The following is a 21,633-nucleotide window of genomic DNA, read 5'->3' on the forward strand; positions in this document are numbered from 1 at the left end:
ACCCTGGTTTGATGGTAACAAATTATTTTCATGGAAAGATTTACTGGTCTGTTTGGTATTGTATTGATTTTGGGTATTGCTTATGCAATGTCAAACAATCGTAAAGCAATTAATTATCGTACGGTTGGCGTTGGGCTGGGTATTCAGTTTGGGCTGGCATTATTTATCCTCCGTACAGACATAGGCCAGGCTATCTTCCAGTGGCTGGGTGCCAAGGTTCAAAAATTACTTTCATTTTCCGATAAAGGTGCAGATTTCGTTTTTGGTACGCTGGTGCGTCCGGAATTGATGGCGAAAGCATTTGGCCCGGGAAATGATTTTGTCTTCTTTTTCAAAGTAATCCCTACCATTATTTTTGTGGCGGTATTGGTTAATATGCTCTATCACCTGGGTATTATGCAGCGTGTGGTATCGACCATGGCGAAGGGCGTATACTGGCTGATGGGCGTAAGTGGTGCCGAGGCGGTTTCGAACGTAGCGAGTACATTTGTAGGACAGGTTGAGGCACAGATCATGATCAAGCCTTATCTGAAAAACATGACCAATTCGGAGCTGATGGCCTCCATGACCGGTAGTTTTGCCTGCATTGCCGGCGGGGTTATGGCTGTTTATATTTCACTGGGGGTGCCAGCGCCTTATCTGATCGCAGCCAGTTTGATGGCCGCACCGGGTGCTTTAGTGATTTCTAAAATTGTATTTCCGGAGACCGAGGAATCCAATACCAAAGGCGCTGTAAAACTTGAAATTCAAAAGTCGCATGCTAATTTATTGGATGCCATTGCAGCCGGTGCCGGTGAAGGCTTGAAGGTAGGTTTCAACGTGATTGCGATGTTGATCGGGTTTATAGCACTGGTGGCCTTACTGGACTACTTGCTGGGATTGATCGGAGGTGTATTCTCCTTCCCTGAATTGAGCTTCAATTTTGTGTTGGGTAAAATATTTTCAGTTTTCGCATGGGCCATGGGTGTTCCTTCGAAAGATATTCAGGCGGCTGGTTCCTTGATGGGGACCAAAATGGTGATCAACGAGTTTGTAGCTTACCTGGATATGGTAAAAATGAAAGACACGCTGGATCATAAAACAATCGTAATTACAAGTTTTGCGCTTTGCGGTTTTGCAAATTTCAGTTCCATTGCCATTCAGGTAGGAGGGATCGGTGAACTTGCCCCTTCACGCCGCGCGGATCTGGCAAGGCTTGGATTCAAAGCACTGATTTGTGGTACGCTGGCTTCGTATATGTCTGCAACGTTGGCGGGGTTGTTGCTGTAAAAGATTAAAGAGGTTAAGTTTTAGGGAAAAAATAAGTTTAAAGATAAAAGCGTCAACACTGAGCGTGCCCCTTTTCAAAAGTTGACTTCTTTGGTTTATAAACGATAAAAATTTAGTTGCTGGTCGAAGCTATGATTTACAGTTTTGGCCTACCCGGTTTCGTCTTTCGAAGGTATTTAAAATCGAGAATCCTGTTGATAAACGCATTGCTCGTACCAGGAATAATTCCAGAGCATATTTTATTGACGGGTTAAAAGGGAGGGGATTAACAGATTTATGAAAGAGAGAAGTACCCGTTTGATACTGTATTTTGCGGTTTCAAATACACTGAATTTCCTGTTTAGGAACTGGGTATTTTTAAGTGCTTTTGGGGCTTGAACTTTAATTTTGCATTGTTTTGCCGTTTAATAAGTGACGAAGTAATTTGATATAAATTTGTACAATTAAATATATCTTTATTGTAGTATTTGTCTCAAAAGGATAATACATCATGAAAGCATCCCCTTCAATCTTAACTACTCAAACCTATGAAAGCTCTTCAGTTCAATCCAGGAAATCCACCTCGGTATCGATTTCTTCGCCCTGACAATTGTTACGCCAAATCTTCGTGATTTAAGGGTGATTTAAATTTTCGGAAAAATATTCTTCATGCTTTTACATAACAATGCTATTTCCAGGGACGAGGATTTTCTTGCCTGGGAAGATGGAGCTGTTTGTTACGATATAGATTTGTACAGTTGATCGTATAAACATAATCGTTCGTATATGTTTGCTTGGCTATTTAGGAAACCAGCCTTCCTTGTCAACCCTTTTTATATATGGATACGCAAATCTGAAAGCTTCATGTCAATAAAGAATACCGGGAAGTAATGCATATGTGCAAAGTTATGCGGATGAACCGGAAACAGACAGTTTTGAGAATCCGGCATTTATCTGGAAGGTTCTTCAGGATATTCCGTCATCAAGTAGGCCTCATTACAAATTTAGCTATGATTACCGGATCTTGAAACCGGACGGAAAGGTCGTAAGGGTTTTAGTTCAAAATGCTGTTTTACAGCAGGATAGTAAGGTGGATGTCACGCATTTACTGGGCGTCTGCAATGACATCACGCAGTGGAAAAGAAATGGGACCCAGCTTGCTGCTCTCACTTCAGTGATGGACAAGAAATTTTCCCTTTTCAGCTCAGATAGCACCACGGCCATTAAGCCTGAAATAATCCTGAGCAAACGTGAACTGGAAATTGTAAAACTAATGGGTGGGGAGATGAGTCGGTAGTCTTGTGAAATTTCATTAAAGAAAAAGCGTATGTTAGTATCAGATTTAACAAAAGGACCATCCGTTATCCAAATAAAAAACATAACTTCAATGACGCAACTCACCGTTATATCTGCTCCACGTTTCCCATAGTAGAACGCACTTGATTTCTTGAATGGAACGAGCAGGACCATGTCAGGTGTTGGACCAATACAAATTTTACCAGTGCATTTCATGTTTTTCCACCAGATCAAAAAAACAGTTATAAAATAACCAACCATGGCTACACAAATCACTCCGCATTTCACGATGGAAGAGATGCTTACGAGCCAAACCGCGATCAGGTTTAGGTATAGCGAACAATTTACTCCTCCCAACAACGTGAAACAAAGCTTAACGGCGCTTTGTCAGCATGTATTGGAACCGATTCGCGTGGCTCTTGCTAAGCCAATTCGGGTGTCAAGCGGATATCGATGTCTACGAGTAAACACTAAAATCGGCGGAGCGCGAAACAGTCAGCATATAGATGGAGAAGCTGCCGATATTCAGGTACTTAGTATGACGGTAGAGGAATTATACCAATTTATCAAGGCCGGGAACTTTCCCTATGACCAGCTCATACAGGAATTCGATTCATGGGTGCATGTTTCATTCGGGCCAAGAAACAGAAGGCAGTCGCTCAGAGCGGTAAAGCTTGGGAATGGTCACACCAAATATTTACCCGGGTAAGTCTCCTTGCATTCACTCTTGCTTTGGTAATAATACATCATTGACTAGTGGTAGCGGTTCTTTAACAAGTTCATACTTTAGCTCAACTGGTATTTTGGCCTTTTACTAAAAAACAATTCGTATCATGAACCTCCTTGACATCCCCATCGTATCCACTGCAATCGCCATAGTTATTAGCTGGGCGCTGTATGCCTTGTTTTGCAGTTATGTTCACGAGGCCCTGGTGCAGATCAAGGCGGAGCGTGGCCGGTTTATGAAGAATTATCTCTACTTACAATTGATGGATAATGCTAATGGAATTAACTGGGCCGAAAAACTTTATTCGCATGGAACAATTGATCTGCTGAGCCGCGATCCGAAGAAACCTACCAATGATATTTCTCCAAGATTATTTGCTGAAACCTTAATAGAGGTGGTGGGGAGTTCTCAGTTGGTACAAAATCGGGTTGAAGAATTAAAAAATGAAAAGTGGGTAGTTTCCTACAAGTCTAAGGTTCTCAGTGATTTCAAGTTTGGTACGCAGATATTAAATCCCAGTGATCTGGTATCACTTTTTAGGCAGGCCATGCATAGCGCCGAATTAAAAACGCTCCCTGGAAAAGACGGTGAAGCATTCAACGAAGCAGAACTTTACGGCCATTTAACCGAGTACCTGGAAAACTGGTTTGGAGAACTGACCGGGCGTCTCACGTTATGGTACAAAAAGAAAACCCGGGAAAGATTATTCTACCTTGGCGTACTGATCGGGATCATTATTAATGTGGATAGTCTTCAGCTCTTTTCTTTTTACGAAGAGAACCCGGTGGCGAAGGCAGCCATAATCCAGTATTACGAAGATCATCCGGAAATATTCCTGCCTGACCAGGATAGCGCCACCGATCTGGCGGGCGAAAGGCGTGTACCGCAAACCGTTCCGGAGTCTGCAGGCGTCACTACGGGTATTATACGGAACAGTGCCGACAGTACAAAACTGGATAGTCTTGTAAAAACAAAGCGGTCTGAAAACTCTATAGAAAATTCAAAAGCAATGGCTGGAGAGGACAGCCTCGATGTTTCAACGATCCGATTAATAAAATCGATGGACAGTCTTATTGTTTCCTCAAAATTACCCGTGGGATGGAAGTATAATTTGATTGTAAGAAGAGCTGAAATGGATTGGGGAGACTACTTGCTGAAGATATTAGGGATCCTGATCTCAGGGTTTGCGGCCAGTTTCGGCGCACCATTTTGGTTTGATTTATTGAAAAAAGCGACCTCCAAAATCTAAAAATTGAAGCCATGCAATTCTTTAATGTTCATAGCCACGTTTTTAATATCCGGAATGCTCCGAAGAACTTTCTTAGTCTGTTTCTTCCGGATGTCGCCGCGAATCTCATTGATAAGTTAACAAACACGGATGTAGGATCAACCGCTTTTGGTTTTCTCTTGTCAAAATTCGGTGGTAACCTGGGTAAAAGGTATGCCAGTTTTTTACAAGTTGGAAAAAGCCGGAATCAACGGGAAATTTTCGAAACTTTAAGAAAGCAATATGACGATCCGCATTTGAAAATTGTGGCCCTGACCATGTACATGGAAAAATGCGGAGCGGGCCCATCCGATACGGGATATGAAGGTCAATTAGAAGGCATCCTTGAAGTGAAAAAGGAAAATCCAGACAATCTGCTCGTCTTTTTAGGCATTGATCCGCGATGGAAAAGTACGGGTAGGGAATTGAAAGAGACGGTCGAACGGTATTTTGAAAATAAAATTCATGTTAATGCCGAGCGCTCGGTATATCCTTTTGTGGGTTTAAAAATCTATCCAAGCCTGGGTTTTTATGCCTTTGATGAAAAACTAAAAGAAACCTTTGAGTGGGCTGCAGAAAAAGGCGTGCCTGTTTTGAGCCATTGTAGTTACCTTGGAGGGATCTACTCGAATGATACCAACCATGTTAACAGCAGCCTTAACCCATTGGATGTTTACAGCGGTCAGCAATATTCCGTGAATTTTGGACCAGGTACCCCGCCGCCGGTACCCGATCAATCATGGAATTTTTTTAAATGGATCTTAGGTCAAACGGATAATTTGCGGAACCTAAATACCTGTTCGTATTTTTTGGAACCTGCCAGTTACCGGACGCTCGTGGATTACTTCTCAAAAAAGGAAAAACCGTTAAAGATCTGCCTGGCTCATTTTGGTGGAGAGGATCATGTTTTAAATGAATTTAATGGGAATGCGGCGGGTCCCATTGTTGGGATGGTTCAACAGAACTGGTGTGCCCAGATTAAGGATCTTATCACGAAGTATCCTAATGTTTACACGGATATTGCTTATGCGGTTGGCAACCCGAAGACTCATAATGCATTTCTGAATGATTTGAGTGGCCCCAAATTAAAATCAAAGATGATGTTTGGTACTGATTTTTTTATGACAGAGCGGGTTCTGCCGGAAAAGGATGATTATGCGACTTTTAAAAAGACCGCACTGGCCCGGCAGGTAGGAACAAGTAATGCCTGGGAAATCATGGCATCGCAGAATGTACAGGCTTTTTTGGCGAGCGCATATTACCCCTGATTCAAGTCCAGGCAGTAACTTTCCGCTGCCTGATTCAATGTTTACATGAATATCGTTTTTTGAAAAACATGAACAGGACCCTGGCATGATTATATTTGCTCCCAAACCACACGCAAAATAATCACGCAAACGGGAGCCCTACATGAAACAAATTAAATTCATCTTCGAACTATTAGCGGAAAGTTTTACTGAATTCATGAATGATAATGGCCTGAAACTTAGTGCGGCCTTGTCGTATTACACCGTGTTTTCGCTGGCGCCGATGTTGCTTGTGATCATTTCGGTATGCAGTCTGTTTTTTGGGCGTGATGCCATTCAGGGTGAATTGTTTGACCAGATCCGCGGATTGGTAGGAGATAATGCCGCCGCTCAGTTACAGGAAATTTTAAAAAACGCGCAGGTTTCTAACAAATCCGATGTTGCTGCGGTGATAGGTCTCGGCACTTTGTTGCTGGGAGCCACCGGGGTTTTTGCCGAAATTCAGGATTCAATCAATTACATATGGTCGATAAAGGCAAAACCAAAGAAAGGCTGGCTGCAATATCTGAAAAACAGGCTGCTGTCGTTTTCGATCATTCTTACGCTGGGGTTCCTGCTGCTGGTTTCGCTGGGTGTCAATGCGATGGTGGATATTCTCAGCTCGCAGCTCGCGAAGTATTTTTCCGAAGCTTCTGTTATCCTGTTTTATATCGTGAACCTGGCCATTGTTCTGGCTATTATCACGGCACTTTTTACCGTTATTTTCAAAGTTCTTCCCGATGGTTATTTACGTTGGAAGGAATGTCTGGTAGGCGCAGGATTTACCGCAACGCTGTTTCTGATTGGTAAATTTGTGATCAGTTTTTACATCGGAAAAGCGGATTTGGGCGCTACGTATGGCACTTCTGCATCGATCGTCATCCTGCTTACCTGGGTATATTATTCCTCCATTATCCTCTATTTTGGGGCCGAATTTACAAAGGTTTATGCCAAACTGGATGGTATCGCAATTGCCCCGAATGCGCAGGCAGTTCTGGTGATCAGAAAGGAAATTGATAAAGAAACGGGCAAAGTGATTTAACCAATACCTGGTTGCTACAATCATAAACAAAAATCCCTGACCGGCTAGCGATCAGGAATTTTTGTTTATAATGATTTCTTATTCGTTACCGGATCACTAATTCAAACGGCATTCTGGTTTGCATGCCGCCCATATTCATTAGTTTTTTGTACATTTTAACATAAGAAGAAAGCTCTCCAAGATTTTTGTTCATCGCTTTTTCTTCGGATCCGCCAATAAATCTTTCGATTAAATCTTCAATTGGTCGTTTCTTTTCAGGGTAATAACGAACGCGATAGTCACCTTCTTTTAATTTAGCGGCTTTTGCGGCTATTTTGATGGCATCGTCAACGCCTCCGAGTACGTCAACCAGTCCGTTGGCTTTGGCCTCAACACCCGACCAAACACGTCCCTGAGCAAGACTTCTTAATTTTTCAACGGGCATTTTTCTGCCGGCTGCCGCTTTTTTCGTGAAAGAGTCATAACCTTCATTAACACTTTTCTGGATCATGGATTTTTCAAAATCGGTCATGTCGCGTGTCGTGGTTGGCCAGTCAGCGTGCGGACTGGTTTTTACCGCATCAAAGGTCACGCCCAACTTATTGTTCATGAAATCTTTCACATTGAAAATAAGACCAAAAATCCCAATGGAACCCGTGATGGTGTTAGGTTGTGCAACAATCGTATCGCAACCCATCGCCATATAATATCCTCCCGAGGCAGCTACGTCAGACATCGAAGCGATCACCGGTTTTTTCTTCGCCGTAAGCTGGATTTCACGCCACATCACATCAGATGCCAGCGCGCTTCCGCCCGGAGAATTGATACGGATGACAATGGCTTTGATTTTGTCATTGTCACGCACTTTTTTCAGTTCCTTCACAAAATCATCCGAGCCGATTGACTCATCACTTCCTTTGCCGGAATTAATTTCACCTTCGGCTACCAAAACGCCGATACGGTTATTAAAATCGCCTTCTTCCGGCGTTACATCCGATTGGAGATACTTGTCAACACCAACGTAAGAAATATTGTCGTCTTCCTTGATGCTCAGGCTTTTTTTGATACTTCCTTCGAATTCGTCCCAATAACCAAGGTTTGTCACGAGTTTGTTTGAAAGTGCAGCCTGTGGATTATCAATCGTTAAAGAATCTGCAAAACGTTTCAGCGCGTCAGTAGGGATGTTGCGGGAATTGGAAATATTGGTCAGGAAGTTGCCATAAATAGCTCCGATCAGTTCAGAAGATTGTTTTTTGCTAGCCTCGCTCATATCCTGACGGGAAAACATTTCAATAGCACTTTTGAACTCGCCGACACGGAAAACTTCCGGTTTTATTTCAAGTTTATCAAACGTTCCTTTGAAAAAGCTGTATTCGGCCGACATCCCGTTCCACTCGATACCACCGGCTGGATTCAGGTAAATTTTATCAGCCACAGATGCCAAATAATATCCTTTTTCAGAATACGATTCGCCATAGGTAACAACAAATTTCTTAGACTTTTTGAATTCAAGAAGCTGGTTTCTGATCTCTTCCAGTGTTGCCCAACCCGCTTGTGGGCCTTCTGTTTTTAAATAGATACCTTTTATTTTGCTGTCATGCTGGGCACTTTTCAACGCCTCAACAATGTCTTTCAACCCTGTTACATTTTCATTGCCGGTAAAAGGACCGCCCAGATCCGATAGCGGATTTTCAACACCCACTTCCTGGATCGGTTTATTCAGATCGAGTTTCAGGATTGATTTGTCTTCAACAACCACTTTTTCATCGGATGAAAAAGCGGATCCGATACCTGCGAGGATCACAAAGGACAGGAAAATGAAAATAAAAATGCCGACCAGCGTTGCGAAGACATACTTAAGGAACTGTAACATACGGATATATAGCAATGAGTTTAAAATTCAGAGATATGGTGTTAACAAAATTAACTATTTATTATGCCAGATCGTGTATGAAATAATGTTCGAAGGTAATTTTAGCGAAATGAGTGGTAAAATTTCTATGTCAATTTTTTTTTCTATTTATTTACCGCAAGTCCTCAGAGAAGCTCTATCGGATTCTTTATTTTTGTATAAAATACGGTAATGAAAAAAACATTGATACTTGTGCGCCATGCCGCAGCCGAAGACCAGAAACTCATGGTTCGGGATTTTGAACGGGAATTACTTGGAAAAGGGAAAACCGACGCTTCTGCAATGGGACGGTGGCTTGTGAGTAAAAATATAAATCCGGACCGTTTTGTTTCCAGCGCTGCTGCGCGTGCCCACCAGACTGCCGTGATTATGGCCGATCAGCTGCAATTTCAGGCGGGATCAATTGTTTTGGAGGACTTTTTATACGATGGAGGCCCGCGTGGCTATCTGAGCGTGGTGAATGCGATACCAAGTGAAAGCCAGGTCGTGGCTTTGTTCGGGCATAATCCGGACATCACTTATTTCGCTGAATATCTTTCTGGTAAGGATCTTGACTCGATGTCAAAATGCAGCCTTGTGATCATTGAATTTGAAAATCTGGAATGGGCTGAAATCTCTGCCAAAACCGGAAAATTTGTTTTATACATGTCCCCAAGAGAACTTCGGGAATCTTAATACTAATGGAAAAGCCAAACCGAAACCGTCGGATCTTTATAATCGTATTTATACTTTTCGTTTCGCTTTTTGTCTACATTTCCTATGACATGGCGAGCAGGACAACAGCCCCGTGGAACAAACCAAAACAGCTTGACCGGGCTTTGCCGGGAGACCTGCCAAAAGCAGATACATTGGGGCTGGACTCCCTGTTGAACGAAGTTAAATAATTAAGATCTGGGATGAAATTCTGTGATGATCTGCCGTAAATAATCACGGTCCAGATGGGTGTAAATTTCTGTGGTTGTGATGGATTCGTGGCCCAGCATTTCCTGAACGGCGCGCAAACTAGCGCCGCCTTCAATCAGGTGCGTGGCAAAGGAATGCCGGAACGTATGCGGACTTACATTCTTGGAAATTCCAGCTTTTTCGGCTACATCTTTGATGATCAGGAACACCATAACCCGTGAAAGCTGGCCGCCACGCCTGTTTAAGAAGAGAATGTCTTCGCTGTCTTTTTTTACCTCGATCTCGCTGCGAACATGGTCCAGATAGAGCTGTGTGTATTTAATGGCCTCTTTTCCAATGGGGACGAGCCTTACCTTGTCGCCTTTTCCCAGGATGCGGATAAATCCAATGTCAAAATAACAGAAAGTAAGCTGCAAGCCGACTAACTCTGAAACCCGGAGTCCGGAGCTATACAAAACTTCGATGATTGCCCTGTTACGGGTTCCCTCCGGTGTGGAATGATCGATGGATTGAAGCATTTGCTCGATTTCTTCATAAGAAAGTACGTCGGGAAGTTTGCGTGGCAAACGCGGCGCTTCAATCAATTCCGTGGGATCTTCCGTAATTTCATTTTCAAGTAAAAGGTATTTATAAAACGCTTTAATGCCGGAAAGCATCCTCGCTTGTGTGTGTGCCGACAAACCCAGATCGGACAAATATTTTAAAAATGCGAGTAAATGTTCCTCTTTTATGTCAACGGGAGAGAGGTTTATTGCTGCCAATTCAAGATATTCAGCAAGTTTTTCCGTGTCCCGGACGTAAGCCTGGACCGAATTGTCGGAAAATGACCTTTCCAGGCGGAGATAATTTTTAAAATGTTTGATGTAGCTTTGCCACATAGTCAGACTGGTGAATTCCTGATGGGTGAATGTTAGTTCACAAATTGTTTTATCATGTAAATGTAAGGCCCGATCCTTGTATGAAAAAAATATTAATTCTCAATGGTCCTAATCTTAATCTTTTAGGCACGCGCGAACCAACTGTTTATGGCAGTCAAACGTTTGAAGACTATTTCAAAACTTTGAAAGCGGAATTTCCCAACACACAGTTACATTATTACCAGTCCAACCACGAGGGCGATTTAATCGATAAAATCCACGAAACAGGTTTTACTTTTGACGGAATTATAGTCAATGCCGGTGGTTACTCCCATACTTCCATCGCGCTGGCCGATGCGTTATCGGCTGTGACCACGCCAGCTGTGGAAGTCCATATTTCGAACATCCACGCGCGCGAATCTTTCCGCCACCATAGTTTCTTGACCAACCGCTGCAAAGGCATGATCTGCGGACTGGGGCTAAAAGGTTATGAACTTGCCGTAAGATATTTCCTTTAAAATTTAGCGGAACACAGCGTTACTGAAAAGTATTTTGCCATTATAAAGCATTCCCCGGAAAAGCGGGTCATCCATAAGGTAGATGATTTGTCCCTGGCCGATTTCCTGAACGCCCATAATTAATGTGTTTTTTAGCTTTTCAGTAGCCTTGTTGCCGACAAATCCTGCTTTGTATCCGGTTTCGGAAAGATAGCCCACGTTCCATCCATCCGTCAGATAATCAATGTTATAGGCATTTCTGACAATGCTGAAATATTCTTTGCTGCATCCGAAAGCGAGAGGGTGTGTGGCATCGAGTGAAACCTGATACATGCTGCCGGGCGACGAATAGCTGCTTTCCTCCCTTTCCTTATCCCCGAATTTCTTAAACGGATCCGAATTATTTTTAGGTGCCGAATTCTTTTTGGCTATTTCAAAACCGGGTTTGTTCAAAAATGCCTCGTTGGCATCTTCCATCGCAATGAGCTTGCCGCCTTTTTTGATCCATTCTTGCAAAGTATTCAGCATTTTATCGTTCAGGATTGTCGAATAATTTCCGTCGGGTAATATCAAAACGTCCACCTGGTCCAGGGGTAATTGCGCGATTTTTGAGGCAGAGATTAGCGTTAAGGGGTATCTAATTTGCTGCTCGAAATAATGCCAGACCGCGCCCAGAGAGGTTGTTGAAATACCTTCGCCATATAAGGTCACGATTTTCGAAGATTTCAATGAAACAACCTGATCTGAACCAAAATCGACGCCGGATGACACCGAACCTGTGGTAGTCGGGGTCAGTTTAACATGGTATTTCGTGGCCAGTGAGGTTACGAGACTGTCAAAATTTGATCCGCCGTTGCCTTTTTTTGCAATGATTAGTGTGCCTGCCTCAAACGCTGTTTTATTGGTTTCAAAGGGCAAATTCGACGTGCGCACAAGGATTTTTCTTTTTAATAGCTCTGAAAGAAAAATCACATCGTTGACACTTTTCCAGTGTGCGAGATAAGCGTAAGGTTTTGTTGCAGGGATGTTATTCTCAATTTTTTTAGATTGATAGGTCGCCGGAGTCAGCTTTTCCTTCAAACCATAAGCATGCAAGCCATAAAGGTAGGAGAGACCCCAGCTTGTGATGTCGTAAGTGACCGAATCCTCCAAAGTCGGCTGCGATTCGAAAAGGATTTTGAGCAGATTGGATTTTGGCTGATAAGCACTGATCAAAAGATCGCTGTTATCCGTTTTAATGGTTTGCTCCGCATGGCTTGTCAGTTCTGTGCCTTTAACCGATATATTTTTGCCCACGACACCATATTCAAATCCTTGTTTGTTGAGCCATTCGGCAAATGACCGGGTTCGCTCCTCATTCCCCTGCGACTTGATCAGATAGGTTTTATAAGTTCCAATCGGTTTTTGAATGGCATTGTCATAAAAACTGATGAACTCGCTGACGATCTTCTCTTTTTGGGACGAAATGGTTTCCAGTGTAGCAATACTTGTGACATAATGATGGTCAATTCTGCTTTTCAGCGTCAGCGTATCATTTTGATCCGGTCTGGACAATGCCAATCCACCCCGTCCGCCGCCGCCCTGCTCGAAAGTGATACCGATGGCGCCGTTATAGGTCGGCCAGGTATCGCCGTAACTTGGATAAAACAGGTCATAGTCCTTTTTCGAAAAGTAGGTCCAGTTTCGCTGGTCAAAATATTTGCGGCAGTTGGCACCCAGGAGCTCATTGAATTCCCGCTGCCATTTCGTGATATCCTGATGGTAAGGCTTGGCGGCTGGCGGGAAATAATAACTGCGCGCCGCTCCCATTTCGTGGAAATCGGCATGCAAATGCGGCATCCACTGATTGTAGAACGCTACCCGTTCCTGCGTTTCCTTCTGTGTTTGCCAAGCCCAGTCGCGGTTCAGATCGAAGAGATAATGGTTAAACCGGCCGCCTGGCCATGGCTCGTCGTGTTCCAGAGCAAAAGGAGTGATGTCCGGCTCAACATTCTGTACACGGTTATACCACGAAACGTAGCGTTCGCGGCCATCGGGATTGCTGCATGGGTCAAGAATGATAATTGTGTTTTTCAGGGCCGCCTGTGTAGACGGATTGTTTTTGTTGAGCAGTTCATAAAGCACTTTCATCGCCGTTTCCGACGAAACAGCCTCGTTTCCGTGAATATTATAACCCAGCCAGGCAATAGCCGGTGTTTTTTTACCCGTATTCCCGGGAAGCAGTTTTATATTTTTCAGGTGGTTGTTCCGGAGGTTATCGAGGTTGGCAAGGTTTTCCGGCGAAGCCACAATCGCGACCATTAAAGGTCTCCCTTCATAAGTACTTCCATATTGTATCAGCTTCACGCGATCCGGGTTTTGGGCGGCGATGGTTTTGTAGTAATCCAGAATCCGATGGTGGAAAGAAAATTTACTACCCAAAGGATACCCCAGAAAATCATCGGGTGTTTTGTTTTGCGCATTTGTATTCAGGAACACAAAAGAGAGTAGAAGACCACAAATATATCTGATCATGATAAGGGGAATGAATTTAGAGGTATGCCTTTCCCAAATTTAAAAAGTAATGGCAATTTAATGGCAGTCTCAAATAACTTAAAAAAAAGTTTTTAAATTAAGTCTCTGATAATAAGTGTAGTAAAAATTATTTTTAAATTATTTTTATCTAGCATTTGGATATGAAAAATCAACCGTGCATATTTGCACCACGATAAAGGAAACGGAGTCGGAAAAAAGAAAGAAAGTGCTGAAATCGCACACGAAGTAGGAGACCAGTCGGCCCATTCGTCTAGCGGTTAGGACACGACCCTTTCACGGTTGAAACAGGGGTTCGATTCCCCTATGGGTCACAAATCGTGTAAGTTTAGAGTTCATTTCTTTCTCTGATCCAACTGTTTAAGTTATTTTGGAAGCCTGCTGAAAAGCAGGCTTTTTTGTTTTGCTTCAAGTATTTAGCTCCTGTCTCACAACTCCGCTCACAGTTACATTTTCTTGCTCACACCGTTAAGATGGTTCGTATTAAACTTACCTCTTGATGATTTTTTTAAAGAATGACATGATTGTTGATGTTCACTTTTTCCTGCGCGGAAAAGAAACTGCCAAACCTGACGAGCTTTGTTCCATCTACGCGCAGATAGATTGTGATGGTTTGCGGGGAACTGCGTTTTCAATCAGATTGCAAATCCCTGCTAAATACTGGCAGGTTAAACCCACCCCTAAAAAAAGTAAGATTAAGCCGTCCACCAGCGAGCACCCGGCAAGTAGTAGTTATTTGTTGTCAGAACAAATAAATGAAGGCATTGCCCGGATCCGGAAAGCAGCCCAAACCGCAAAGAACATTTTAGAATCCACAGAACAGGAAATTACCCCGGAAGCTATTAAGCTAATTATTACGGCAAAAAGAAAAGTAGCACCAGGGAAACAGTTTCTAGCAACACTTGACGAACTACGGGACGTGCTTACGTCCAAAAGGTCGAAAAACACCATGACCAACTATCGGACCAGAAGAAACAATATCCATGAATTTTTATTGGCCAAAAACTATGGTAATCTGAAAGTAAGTGAGTTTAGATATAGCCATTTCGAAGAATTTCAGTTGTGGATGATAGACCAAAAAAATGATGACGGATCCGAGCGATGGGGAACCAATACCATTAATAAACATTTAACACTTGTTAACCAGGTTTTGGAATATGCCATTAATAAGGAATACTTAAAATCCAACCCCATCGGTGCTATGGGCTTGGAGTATGACCGTAGCAAGCCGCCTCAATACATGGAGGCCGACGCGAGGCAGCGCGTCGAAGAATGTACGGTCAAATCCTTAGAAAGGGAAATTGACGTTTCTATATTCTTAATGTACACAGGCCTGAGCCATACGGATTATTCAAGCCTGGGAGACGAACACCTTTATAGGCTACCGGCAGGGGAGTACTTTATTAAAAAACCGCGTGATAAGACAAATATTTATTCAATCATTCCACTGCTTCCCCAGGCTCACGCGATTATTAAAAAATATGGCAGTATCCGGAAACTGCCACGGCTGGATCTCAGCGATTTTAACAAAGCTTTGAAAATTTTAGGTGAATTGACAAAGGCACCTTTTAAGCTGTCTACGAGCGTTTTTAGAGATACCTTTATAAGTATGATGGAAAATGAAATGATGGTTCCTGCCAGGTTAATTATGTTTATGGTTGGTCACACCAACGAACGTCAATTAAGTAACTATTCTATCGTTCACCCGGCCCGGATCCTGCACGACCTGAACAAAAACAAAGTTGTAATTCCTTTCAATTTGGAAGCTTTTGAAGATTTGATCAAAGCTTCGTAAAATAAAAAGGCGGTCTGTTGGCCGCCTTTTACCCCGTAAATTTTATCCCTCCCATTTGCGAATGGTGTTTATTTTCCACTGATATCGGCCGTTGTCCAGTTTTTCGGGTTTAAAGGAGACTTCATACAAAATGTCATCATATCCACTTAGCATCCAAAAACCCTTTCCCTCGTAGGTTTCCGGATTGAAGTCTTTCAGGTCCTTCATTGCTTTATCCAGGATAAAGGCCTTTTCGTCTTCGGACATATTCATTCCCATTCCTCGATCGTATTAACTGCTGACTTTTTTAGTAATTATACAAAAAACGGCTGACAATAATGCCAGCCGTTTTTCTAATAAGAAAGCGCCGTCCGGAAATACGGGATTCCCGTCATTCCGCCGTACCTGGTTGCAAAAGGGATCAAATCACCTTCCTTTGTCCGGTAGTACAAATCGGGCCTGGTGTCGATCGTTACAATTTCACCAGCTTTAATCTTCACCAAAAAATGCCATTCGGGCGGGTCGTGATGCACTACTGGGTAAGTCCGCGTATGTCCTTTTCCATCGGATGTTACACTTAGCGTAACGTAGGTTCTCGCCTCTCTGTAACGTTTTTGAACTACTATCCCGTTAGAATTTAGGGTTTTGCCTGATATCATATCAATAATCATAAAGACAAATAATGATGCAATCAGGGCTATAAGTACGGTGCTTCCGTATAATTGAATGAACCTTTTCATACAATTACGGGTAAGTCCTGACAATCGTACACCAAACTTCTTCCCCTTTTTTCAGGGCCTCGTTGATCTTCAAAAACAGAACATCGCAAGCCGTCCGGCTGGTGGTTACGATGTATTCCTGTTCTTCCTTGGCGTACCCTTTCCCTGGCAACAAACACCCTTCGGTGTCAATGTGGCGGTTTCCCGGATGTATCCGGATCCCGGCGAAACCTGGCACGTTGACCAGGATCGGTAAAAGTCTTTTGAACCGGTTGGAATAGGTGACGGCAACCTGGTAACGGCCGGTTGGGATTGCCGTTTTGCCGTAGACCTTTTCGCGTTTGATATCAGCCAGGGGCATGTCAGATTTTAGCCCGCGGTCGCGGTCCTCTAAAATAAAATGATGCGCCTGGCCGTCTACCGTAACGGAACTTACTGTACTGTTGACGCCACGCCAGCGCCTTGTAACAAATATTTCCATCACATTAAATCTTTAAATTGCCCGGACTCGTCAAACTTTTTTAACCTGGCAAGAACCCAGGCAGGAAGTAGGTTCGGCTTTATTTCGCCGACGTTCTCAAAAATGCTGATTGCTTCGCGGACCATCATTGCGCAATAAAGGACATCGTCCACCCAGTCAAAAAGGCCGGTTGCGGTCCCTGAAATCGGAAAGCTGATCAGCACGTGGGAAGTGATCAGGATTGCCCCGTACAGCATTATTTTTTCGAACAGCCTGGCATAGGCGCGTGACTCCAAGGTCTTTTTAACATAAGCCTTGTAGGTACCCAGTACCGTGTCCACCACAACCAGCGTGATCAGGAATAAAACAAACTGCCAGTCTGAAAAAATGTACGTGTCGAAAACTGTTTTGATGCCTGCGAAGGCAGCCGATACGGCTAAGAAGTGCTTATCTGAGATGTTTGTAAACATCGAATTAAGTGTTTTCATAATTTAAGAATGATTAAAGTGCCCAGCGCTCCGACCGCGGTACCAATCAAGAATCTGCGTGTAGCTCCTTTTCGCAAGTCCGCCAGCTGGGCGTTGTATTTTTTTTGAATCAGTTCCCGCTGCTTGTCTCTGAGATCAACCAGTATCCGTAATTCAAGATTTGCTTGAATCAGGTGCTTATTTTCCAGTTGCAGGTGAAAGGTTACCGGTTTGAGGGCCTCGTACCGAATCGCTGAATCCAGGAGCGCTTCTTCGTAACGTTTCTCGAAGATCTCTTCTGTACCTTGCGCGAATAGTGTCCCAGTGAGCAGACTTAATATTGACAGTATCAATATAAATTTTCCACGCTTTTTCCCATTCCTGGTGATGGATTTCAGCAGAATCGGTATGAAGTTTTTCTTGCTCAGCATGATAAATTATTTTGTCTTGTAGGTCTTCTGTTGTGCTGGGCACGGGTTCTTTTTGTAGCTCTTTTGTTAAAAGAATAACGGCAATAGCGATAACTAAGCCCAGGTTTATACCCCAGATAAGTCGACTGGTGATTTTCATAAGCTGTCAAGTTTTGCATGGATCCCGTTTCCGGCCACCCTGTTTCGTGCTATTCGTCCGTTAGGGAAACGAACCTCTAAGTCATGCCAAAGATTGTCCGCATACGGATTGATGTAGAACCATGCTATTTGTCCGGCTTTATGGATTGAATGAACAAAGCCGCGTTTCTGAACGGATGCGTTAATGATATCATCGGCAAACTGATTTTCTGCGTTGATCCATTCGCCGTTATCGATCCGGTAGGAAAGAAAGTTCTTCGACCCGTCCTCTGGAATCTTAAACCAGGTATCTAAAAAAACTTGTAGTCCGAAACGACAAAGGTCTGTTCCTGCATTAAATCCATAGTAACCAACACCGTTGCGACGTGAGTAAGGAAAATCCGGGCTAGTAATCCATTGAGAATATCTTCCCGCGTTCGGGTCTGGATTCCAAGAACTGCCCTTCATTTCATTCGATCCATTTTGAAACCAGTATGTTGGTTCGGGCGTTAGATCGTTAAATATTCTACCGGCATTAACCTTACCTGTGCCGCCCCACTGAACGAAAACTTTGCCAAAAACCTGCGAAAAAAAAGCAGCAGTAATGACCGTATTGGGATCGAGTGGTATTTTGCCCTGGCTGTAATATTTACCTTCGGGATAAAGATTTTCAAAGAAGATATTCGGTCGCCACTCATGTTCCCCGGCCAGAAAAACCCCGCCAGTGTAACCCATGTGGTCAAACAGCATCAACTTAAATGCCAAGTCGATCGGCTGCGCTTGTTGAATATCAGGCGGCCCCAGGTAAACAGCTTCTACGATTAAATTTGTCGTTGAAAGAGGCGCACCAGGACTGAAATTTGAGTAGGGCAATTTGTCAGGGGAAAGACGAAACATCGCCTTAGATGAATCTGCCGAAACTTGTCCTAAGTGATACGAAGGGGGCCAGAACTGAAAGTAATTGAAGCAATTCAGGGATTTGATCCCCTTATCGTCAAATAACTTTTTCTGATTGTTTACAAAGCCTTCATTAAAATCTTTGAGCCAGGTCTTACTTGGATCAATTGCATGCGACTGCTCCATTGTCTCGCCTATATGCAGTGCATCGGGATATTGATGAAGATCGATCATCCGCTGTACTTCTGCTTTCGTTGGATGTTCCGAAGGTGTACCTCCGAAAATTGTTGTCGAAAGCGGAACGTCGCTGTATGTCTTACCTTGGAGTCTCAGCTGAAAAGCCAAAGTTTCGTCACCGTTTGGACGTGGTATTTCGTGGTGACGAATATGCGTTAACCCTTTCCTCATTACTTGATCGATAGGCCAATCGCTACGACCTAGAACGAAAAAACGACCGTTTGGCAATGTGGCTTCCGGAGAAATGTCCGCCCATTGCGGCATCTGTAATTCGGGCTTGAAACTTGCAGGAATGTGATTTACGAAACCGGATTGAGAACCTCCGTAAAATCCGGTAGTTACAGCCGCAGACGCATTATACTGGTAACTTTGCCCTGCATTATTATCATAATATCCACCCTCAATAATCTCTTCGCCTTGCCCCGGCCATCTATTAATTGTGCCTATTCCTTTTTTTGAAAGAAACTTAACCACCCTAAAACCGTTATTTCGCGCAACGGGATAATCTTTTAAAGGCGTTGGGCGTAGAACTACATCAGCGCCAACAATGTATCGGTATTCATAGTTAGCCCAAAGGTCGTTTGCCGTATTATCGGTAATGTAATCAGTATCACCCACCGTGCGGCGGGTGATACTCATGTGATCGGGCATTCCCTTTGTGATCAGCTTATAATCCACGCCACCAGGGTCAACAACAGGTGGTGGGATTACACCGGTACTTTCGTCTTTGATAATGAAAGATTTAATGTCTGGTGCCGCTTTGCAGCTGACCGGTGTAAGCTTTATCTGATACGGCCCCGGACTTTGACCGGCATACGGAAACGAAAGAGTATTGCTTTCAGGATTGTAGGTAACGGACTTTACGGATCCGCCTACACTGTTAAGCAATGTTAAAGTAAGCGTCTTTAAATTTTTAGCATCAAAAATGACCGATGCGACGCCCTGGCTGGCCGTGATCCTATCAATAGTCGGCAGTTTTTCGCAGTCCTTTAATACGGGACCGGTTTCACCTGGGATTGTGAAGGGATACGTAAAAATTTTGGAGCTGCAAGAGGATCCGCGGAACGTCAGCGTGTAGCTGCCAGGCGGCAAGGGCTCAAACTGGATCCGCGGCTTGTTGTCGTCGGGTTTTGCGTCCCCGTAACGAACCTCTTTTCCTAACGCGTCCAGGATTGCCCACTTGATCCGGGCGACTTCGACCCCGTGAAATTCTCCGTTTAAACCAATGGCGGAAACATTGGAAACACCCTTTAATTCCGGACCAGCTTTGCACGGGTTGATACCGGTTGAAGGCTGCTCACTGGAAACCGCTTTTCGGATCTGATCGATTACCCATTGTTTCCCGGCGATGCTGTCGGGTAAGGTAATGTCAACGTTTAATTTCTGGCCGACGCTGGCCATGCTCGTAAGCAGGACCAACAGCCAGATTGAAACAATTTTTTTCATGACTAACAGATTTGATTATAGATTTGAAAATCAAATCTGCCAGTCATGCCGGTATTAGAGTAGGACGGAATTAACGTTTAAGTACTTCCAACTGTGATACATTAGATAGCGGCAAATTGGCTTTGATGCTTTGCACAAAATAATCCACCCCGCGGATATGGACCGCCATTTCATTGCCGCCGTGCCGGTGAAAATCCAGCCTGGCCAGCTCAGAGGAATTGAGCTGCACGCTGGGTGGCGCTGGAAAAGTACTACCCCTGAAAATCTCGTAGCGCTTCCAAAACTTATCTCGCAAATTGTTGGATCCATGAAACGACAACCTGGTTGTGCCGTATTCATTTTTTGCGGTCGGGGCGCCTGCGATCAAACCATGCCAGTACAATAGGCGCGGCTTGAATTTCTTTTCCATCTGGCCGGTCAGGCTGGTAATTCCGTTTTGTTCCGTGATTGGCAAGCCGGTGCCCGTGTCCATTTTCAGGGTTGAGAATTTTCCCTTCAGTGTGAAAAGCGTTTCGTCGTTGTACACTTCGGACGTGTATTTTTCAAATTCAGGGGGGACGGTTTTCATCAGGCCGTCGTCACCGTCCAGCTCCCAATCCAGCTCAATACGCCTGTCCAGGATATTACCCGGAAGAATGAGCGGGATTGTCCGTTCCGTTACGTCCATCACCGTAGGGATTGCTAACCGGCTTTCGGTATAATGCATGGTGATCACCCGGCGCTGTACATCGAAAAAGCTGGTAACGCCAAACGGGGGCAGTTTCAGAGCCAAAAACAAAGTGCGGACCGTAAGATCTGACGGCAGGTGATTGCGGTAGTCTAAAATGGTGGATCCGTCCAGGGCAAACGTATTGTAAAGCAAAAGGCGTTGAGCGGCCGGGTCATCCATGAACTCACCCTGGACACGGAAACCGCAAATTTCGCCCAGCTTACGAAGCACCCAGTGCAATGAAAACATGGGTGTTTTCGGGGATCCTGTTTTATAACCAGTTCCGGAAACATATTCGTTGACTTTGCCTGTGAATCCGGGGACGGTGCTGGTGCTATAAAATTGGCTGTTCAAAATCGTAGGCAGTGCGTAAACCAGCTTTCCACCTTCCAGTTTTTCAACCGGGATGGTGGCATGGTTCACGGGCAATGCTTCACTACCGAACGGGATCAGGTTCAGGGGCACGTCCTGGTAGTCGCCAAAGAAGTTGCCCAGGTTTGAGCTGAAACTAATTTCATAGCCCGATGCTGTAACTTTTTCCAGATAGGTGAAACCGCGCTCGATTGTGTCACCGTCTGCGATTTTCTCCGTGTAATAATTTTGCGGATCCCCGACTGATTGCGGATCCGCGGCGTATTTGAAAATACGGTTATTAGTCGGCGAAAAGGGCACGGTAAACCGGTAAACTTTGGAACCCTGCACGGTTCCAAAGTCAAAAACGGGGTTGAATCTTTCCAGTGTAAAGCTGGTCCCCGGGAAAAGATCCAGCGGGGTGCCGTCAATTAAAATGTCAATGCGTTTGTTCATTGTTTAAATGCTATCGGTGGTCG

20 protein-coding genes and 1 tRNA gene are annotated in these 21,633 nt (G+C 44.0%); 11 read left to right on the plus strand and 10 right to left on the minus strand.

Annotation, left to right across the window (positions count from 1 at the left end):
- Nucleotides 1–30 precede the first annotated feature (30 nt).
- From RB622_RS15345 to RB622_RS15370, 6 genes are all read left to right on the plus strand, one after another.
- A complete protein-coding gene (locus tag RB622_RS15345; protein ID WP_308047451.1) occupies nt 31–1,269 on the plus strand; it encodes a nucleoside transporter C-terminal domain-containing protein in 1,239 nt (412 codons plus the stop codon).
- An 877-nt stretch (nt 1,270–2,146) separates the two neighbouring features.
- Nucleotides 2,147–2,545, plus strand: coding sequence for a hypothetical protein (locus tag RB622_RS15350; protein ID WP_308047452.1), 399 nt, complete (start codon nt 2,147–2,149; stop codon nt 2,543–2,545).
- Between the two features lie 258 nt (nt 2,546–2,803).
- Nucleotides 2,804–3,253: a D-Ala-D-Ala carboxypeptidase family metallohydrolase gene (locus RB622_RS15355; protein WP_308047453.1), complete on the plus strand. Its 450-nt coding sequence runs from the start codon at nt 2,804–2,806 to the stop codon at nt 3,251–3,253.
- A gap of 124 nt (nt 3,254–3,377) precedes the next feature.
- Complete coding sequence (locus RB622_RS15360; protein ID WP_308047454.1) at nt 3,378–4,520, plus strand: hypothetical protein; 1,143 nt, start codon at nt 3,378–3,380, stop codon at nt 4,518–4,520.
- Nucleotides 4,521–4,531: 11 nt separating this feature from the next.
- A complete protein-coding gene (locus tag RB622_RS15365; protein ID WP_308047455.1) occupies nt 4,532–5,806 on the plus strand; it encodes an amidohydrolase family protein in 1,275 nt (424 codons plus the stop codon).
- A gap of 142 nt (nt 5,807–5,948) precedes the next feature.
- Complete coding sequence (locus tag RB622_RS15370) at nt 5,949–6,866, plus strand: YihY/virulence factor BrkB family protein (protein WP_308047456.1); 918 nt, start codon at nt 5,949–5,951, stop codon at nt 6,864–6,866.
- Nucleotides 6,867–6,951: 85 nt separating this feature from the next.
- Here the strand turns inward: RB622_RS15370 and sppA are convergent, their stop codons facing one another.
- Complete coding sequence (gene sppA / locus RB622_RS15375; RefSeq protein WP_308047457.1) at nt 6,952–8,718, minus strand: signal peptide peptidase SppA; 1,767 nt, start codon at nt 8,716–8,718, stop codon at nt 6,952–6,954.
- A gap of 210 nt (nt 8,719–8,928) precedes the next feature.
- On the opposite strand from sppA, the gene RB622_RS15380 reads away from it, so the two are divergent.
- Together RB622_RS15380 and RB622_RS15385 are read left to right on the plus strand one after the other, a co-directional pair.
- Complete coding sequence (locus RB622_RS15380) at nt 8,929–9,432, plus strand: histidine phosphatase family protein (protein ID WP_308047458.1); 504 nt, start codon at nt 8,929–8,931, stop codon at nt 9,430–9,432.
- A 5-nt stretch (nt 9,433–9,437) separates the two neighbouring features.
- Nucleotides 9,438–9,641, plus strand: coding sequence for a hypothetical protein (locus RB622_RS15385; RefSeq protein ID WP_308047459.1), 204 nt, complete (start codon nt 9,438–9,440; stop codon nt 9,639–9,641).
- Here RB622_RS15385 and xerD read toward each other — a convergent pair whose 3' ends face one another.
- Nucleotides 9,642–10,538 (minus strand): site-specific tyrosine recombinase XerD, encoded by an 897-nt coding sequence (gene xerD, locus RB622_RS15390; protein ID WP_308047460.1) that lies wholly within the window; start codon nt 10,536–10,538, stop codon nt 9,642–9,644.
- Nucleotides 10,539–10,618: 80 nt separating this feature from the next.
- On the opposite strand from xerD, the gene aroQ reads away from it, so the two are divergent.
- Nucleotides 10,619–11,035 carry a type II 3-dehydroquinate dehydratase gene (gene aroQ, locus RB622_RS15395; RefSeq protein ID WP_308047461.1) on the plus strand — a complete coding sequence of 139 codons (417 nt, stop codon included), beginning with the start codon at nt 10,619–10,621 and terminating at the stop codon, nt 11,033–11,035.
- A 3-nt stretch (nt 11,036–11,038) separates the two neighbouring features.
- Here aroQ and RB622_RS15400 read toward each other — a convergent pair whose 3' ends face one another.
- A complete protein-coding gene (locus RB622_RS15400) occupies nt 11,039–13,528 on the minus strand; it encodes a M14 family metallopeptidase (RefSeq protein WP_308047462.1) in 2,490 nt (829 codons plus the stop codon).
- A 260-nt stretch (nt 13,529–13,788) separates the two neighbouring features.
- Between RB622_RS15400 and RB622_RS15405 the strand changes: the two genes are divergently transcribed.
- Nucleotides 13,789–13,860: transfer RNA gene (locus RB622_RS15405), tRNA-Glu, on the plus strand.
- A gap of 185 nt (nt 13,861–14,045) precedes the next feature.
- Nucleotides 14,046–15,341 carry a phage integrase SAM-like domain-containing protein gene (locus RB622_RS15410; protein WP_308047463.1) on the plus strand — a complete coding sequence of 432 codons (1,296 nt, stop codon included), beginning with the start codon at nt 14,046–14,048 and terminating at the stop codon, nt 15,339–15,341.
- Between the two features lie 42 nt (nt 15,342–15,383).
- Here RB622_RS15410 and RB622_RS15415 read toward each other — a convergent pair whose 3' ends face one another.
- The 7 genes from RB622_RS15415 to RB622_RS15445 form a co-directional block, all read right to left on the minus strand.
- Nucleotides 15,384–15,599, minus strand: coding sequence for a hypothetical protein (locus RB622_RS15415; protein ID WP_308047464.1), 216 nt, complete (start codon nt 15,597–15,599; stop codon nt 15,384–15,386).
- 74 nt (nt 15,600–15,673) lie between these two features.
- Nucleotides 15,674–16,060, minus strand: coding sequence for a hypothetical protein (locus RB622_RS15420; protein WP_308047465.1), 387 nt, complete (start codon nt 16,058–16,060; stop codon nt 15,674–15,676).
- A 4-nt stretch (nt 16,061–16,064) separates the two neighbouring features.
- Nucleotides 16,065–16,520 carry a DUF5675 family protein gene (locus RB622_RS15425; RefSeq protein WP_308047466.1) on the minus strand — a complete coding sequence of 152 codons (456 nt, stop codon included), beginning with the start codon at nt 16,518–16,520 and terminating at the stop codon, nt 16,065–16,067.
- Nucleotides 16,520–16,987, minus strand: a complete 468-nt coding sequence (locus tag RB622_RS15430; protein ID WP_308047467.1) for a bacteriophage holin — start codon at nt 16,985–16,987, stop codon at nt 16,520–16,522. Before RB622_RS15430 ends, RB622_RS15425 begins: the two co-directional genes overlap by 1 nt.
- Entirely contained in the window at nt 16,984–17,397 is a 414-nt protein-coding gene (locus RB622_RS15435) for a hypothetical protein (protein WP_308047468.1), read from the minus strand. The genes RB622_RS15430 and RB622_RS15435 overlap by 4 nt, the downstream gene beginning before the upstream one ends.
- Nucleotides 17,398–17,532: 135 nt before the next feature.
- Entirely contained in the window at nt 17,533–20,094 is a 2,562-nt protein-coding gene (locus tag RB622_RS15440) for a hypothetical protein (RefSeq protein ID WP_308047469.1), read from the minus strand.
- A gap of 70 nt (nt 20,095–20,164) precedes the next feature.
- Nucleotides 20,165–21,610: a hypothetical protein gene (locus tag RB622_RS15445; RefSeq protein ID WP_308047470.1), complete on the minus strand. Its 1,446-nt coding sequence runs from the start codon at nt 21,608–21,610 to the stop codon at nt 20,165–20,167.
- Nucleotides 21,611–21,633 lie beyond the last annotated feature (23 nt).

This window comes from Dyadobacter sp. LHD-138, assembly GCF_030929615.1.
In the GTDB taxonomy this organism is placed as follows: Bacteria; Bacteroidota; Bacteroidia; order Cytophagales; family Spirosomataceae; genus Dyadobacter.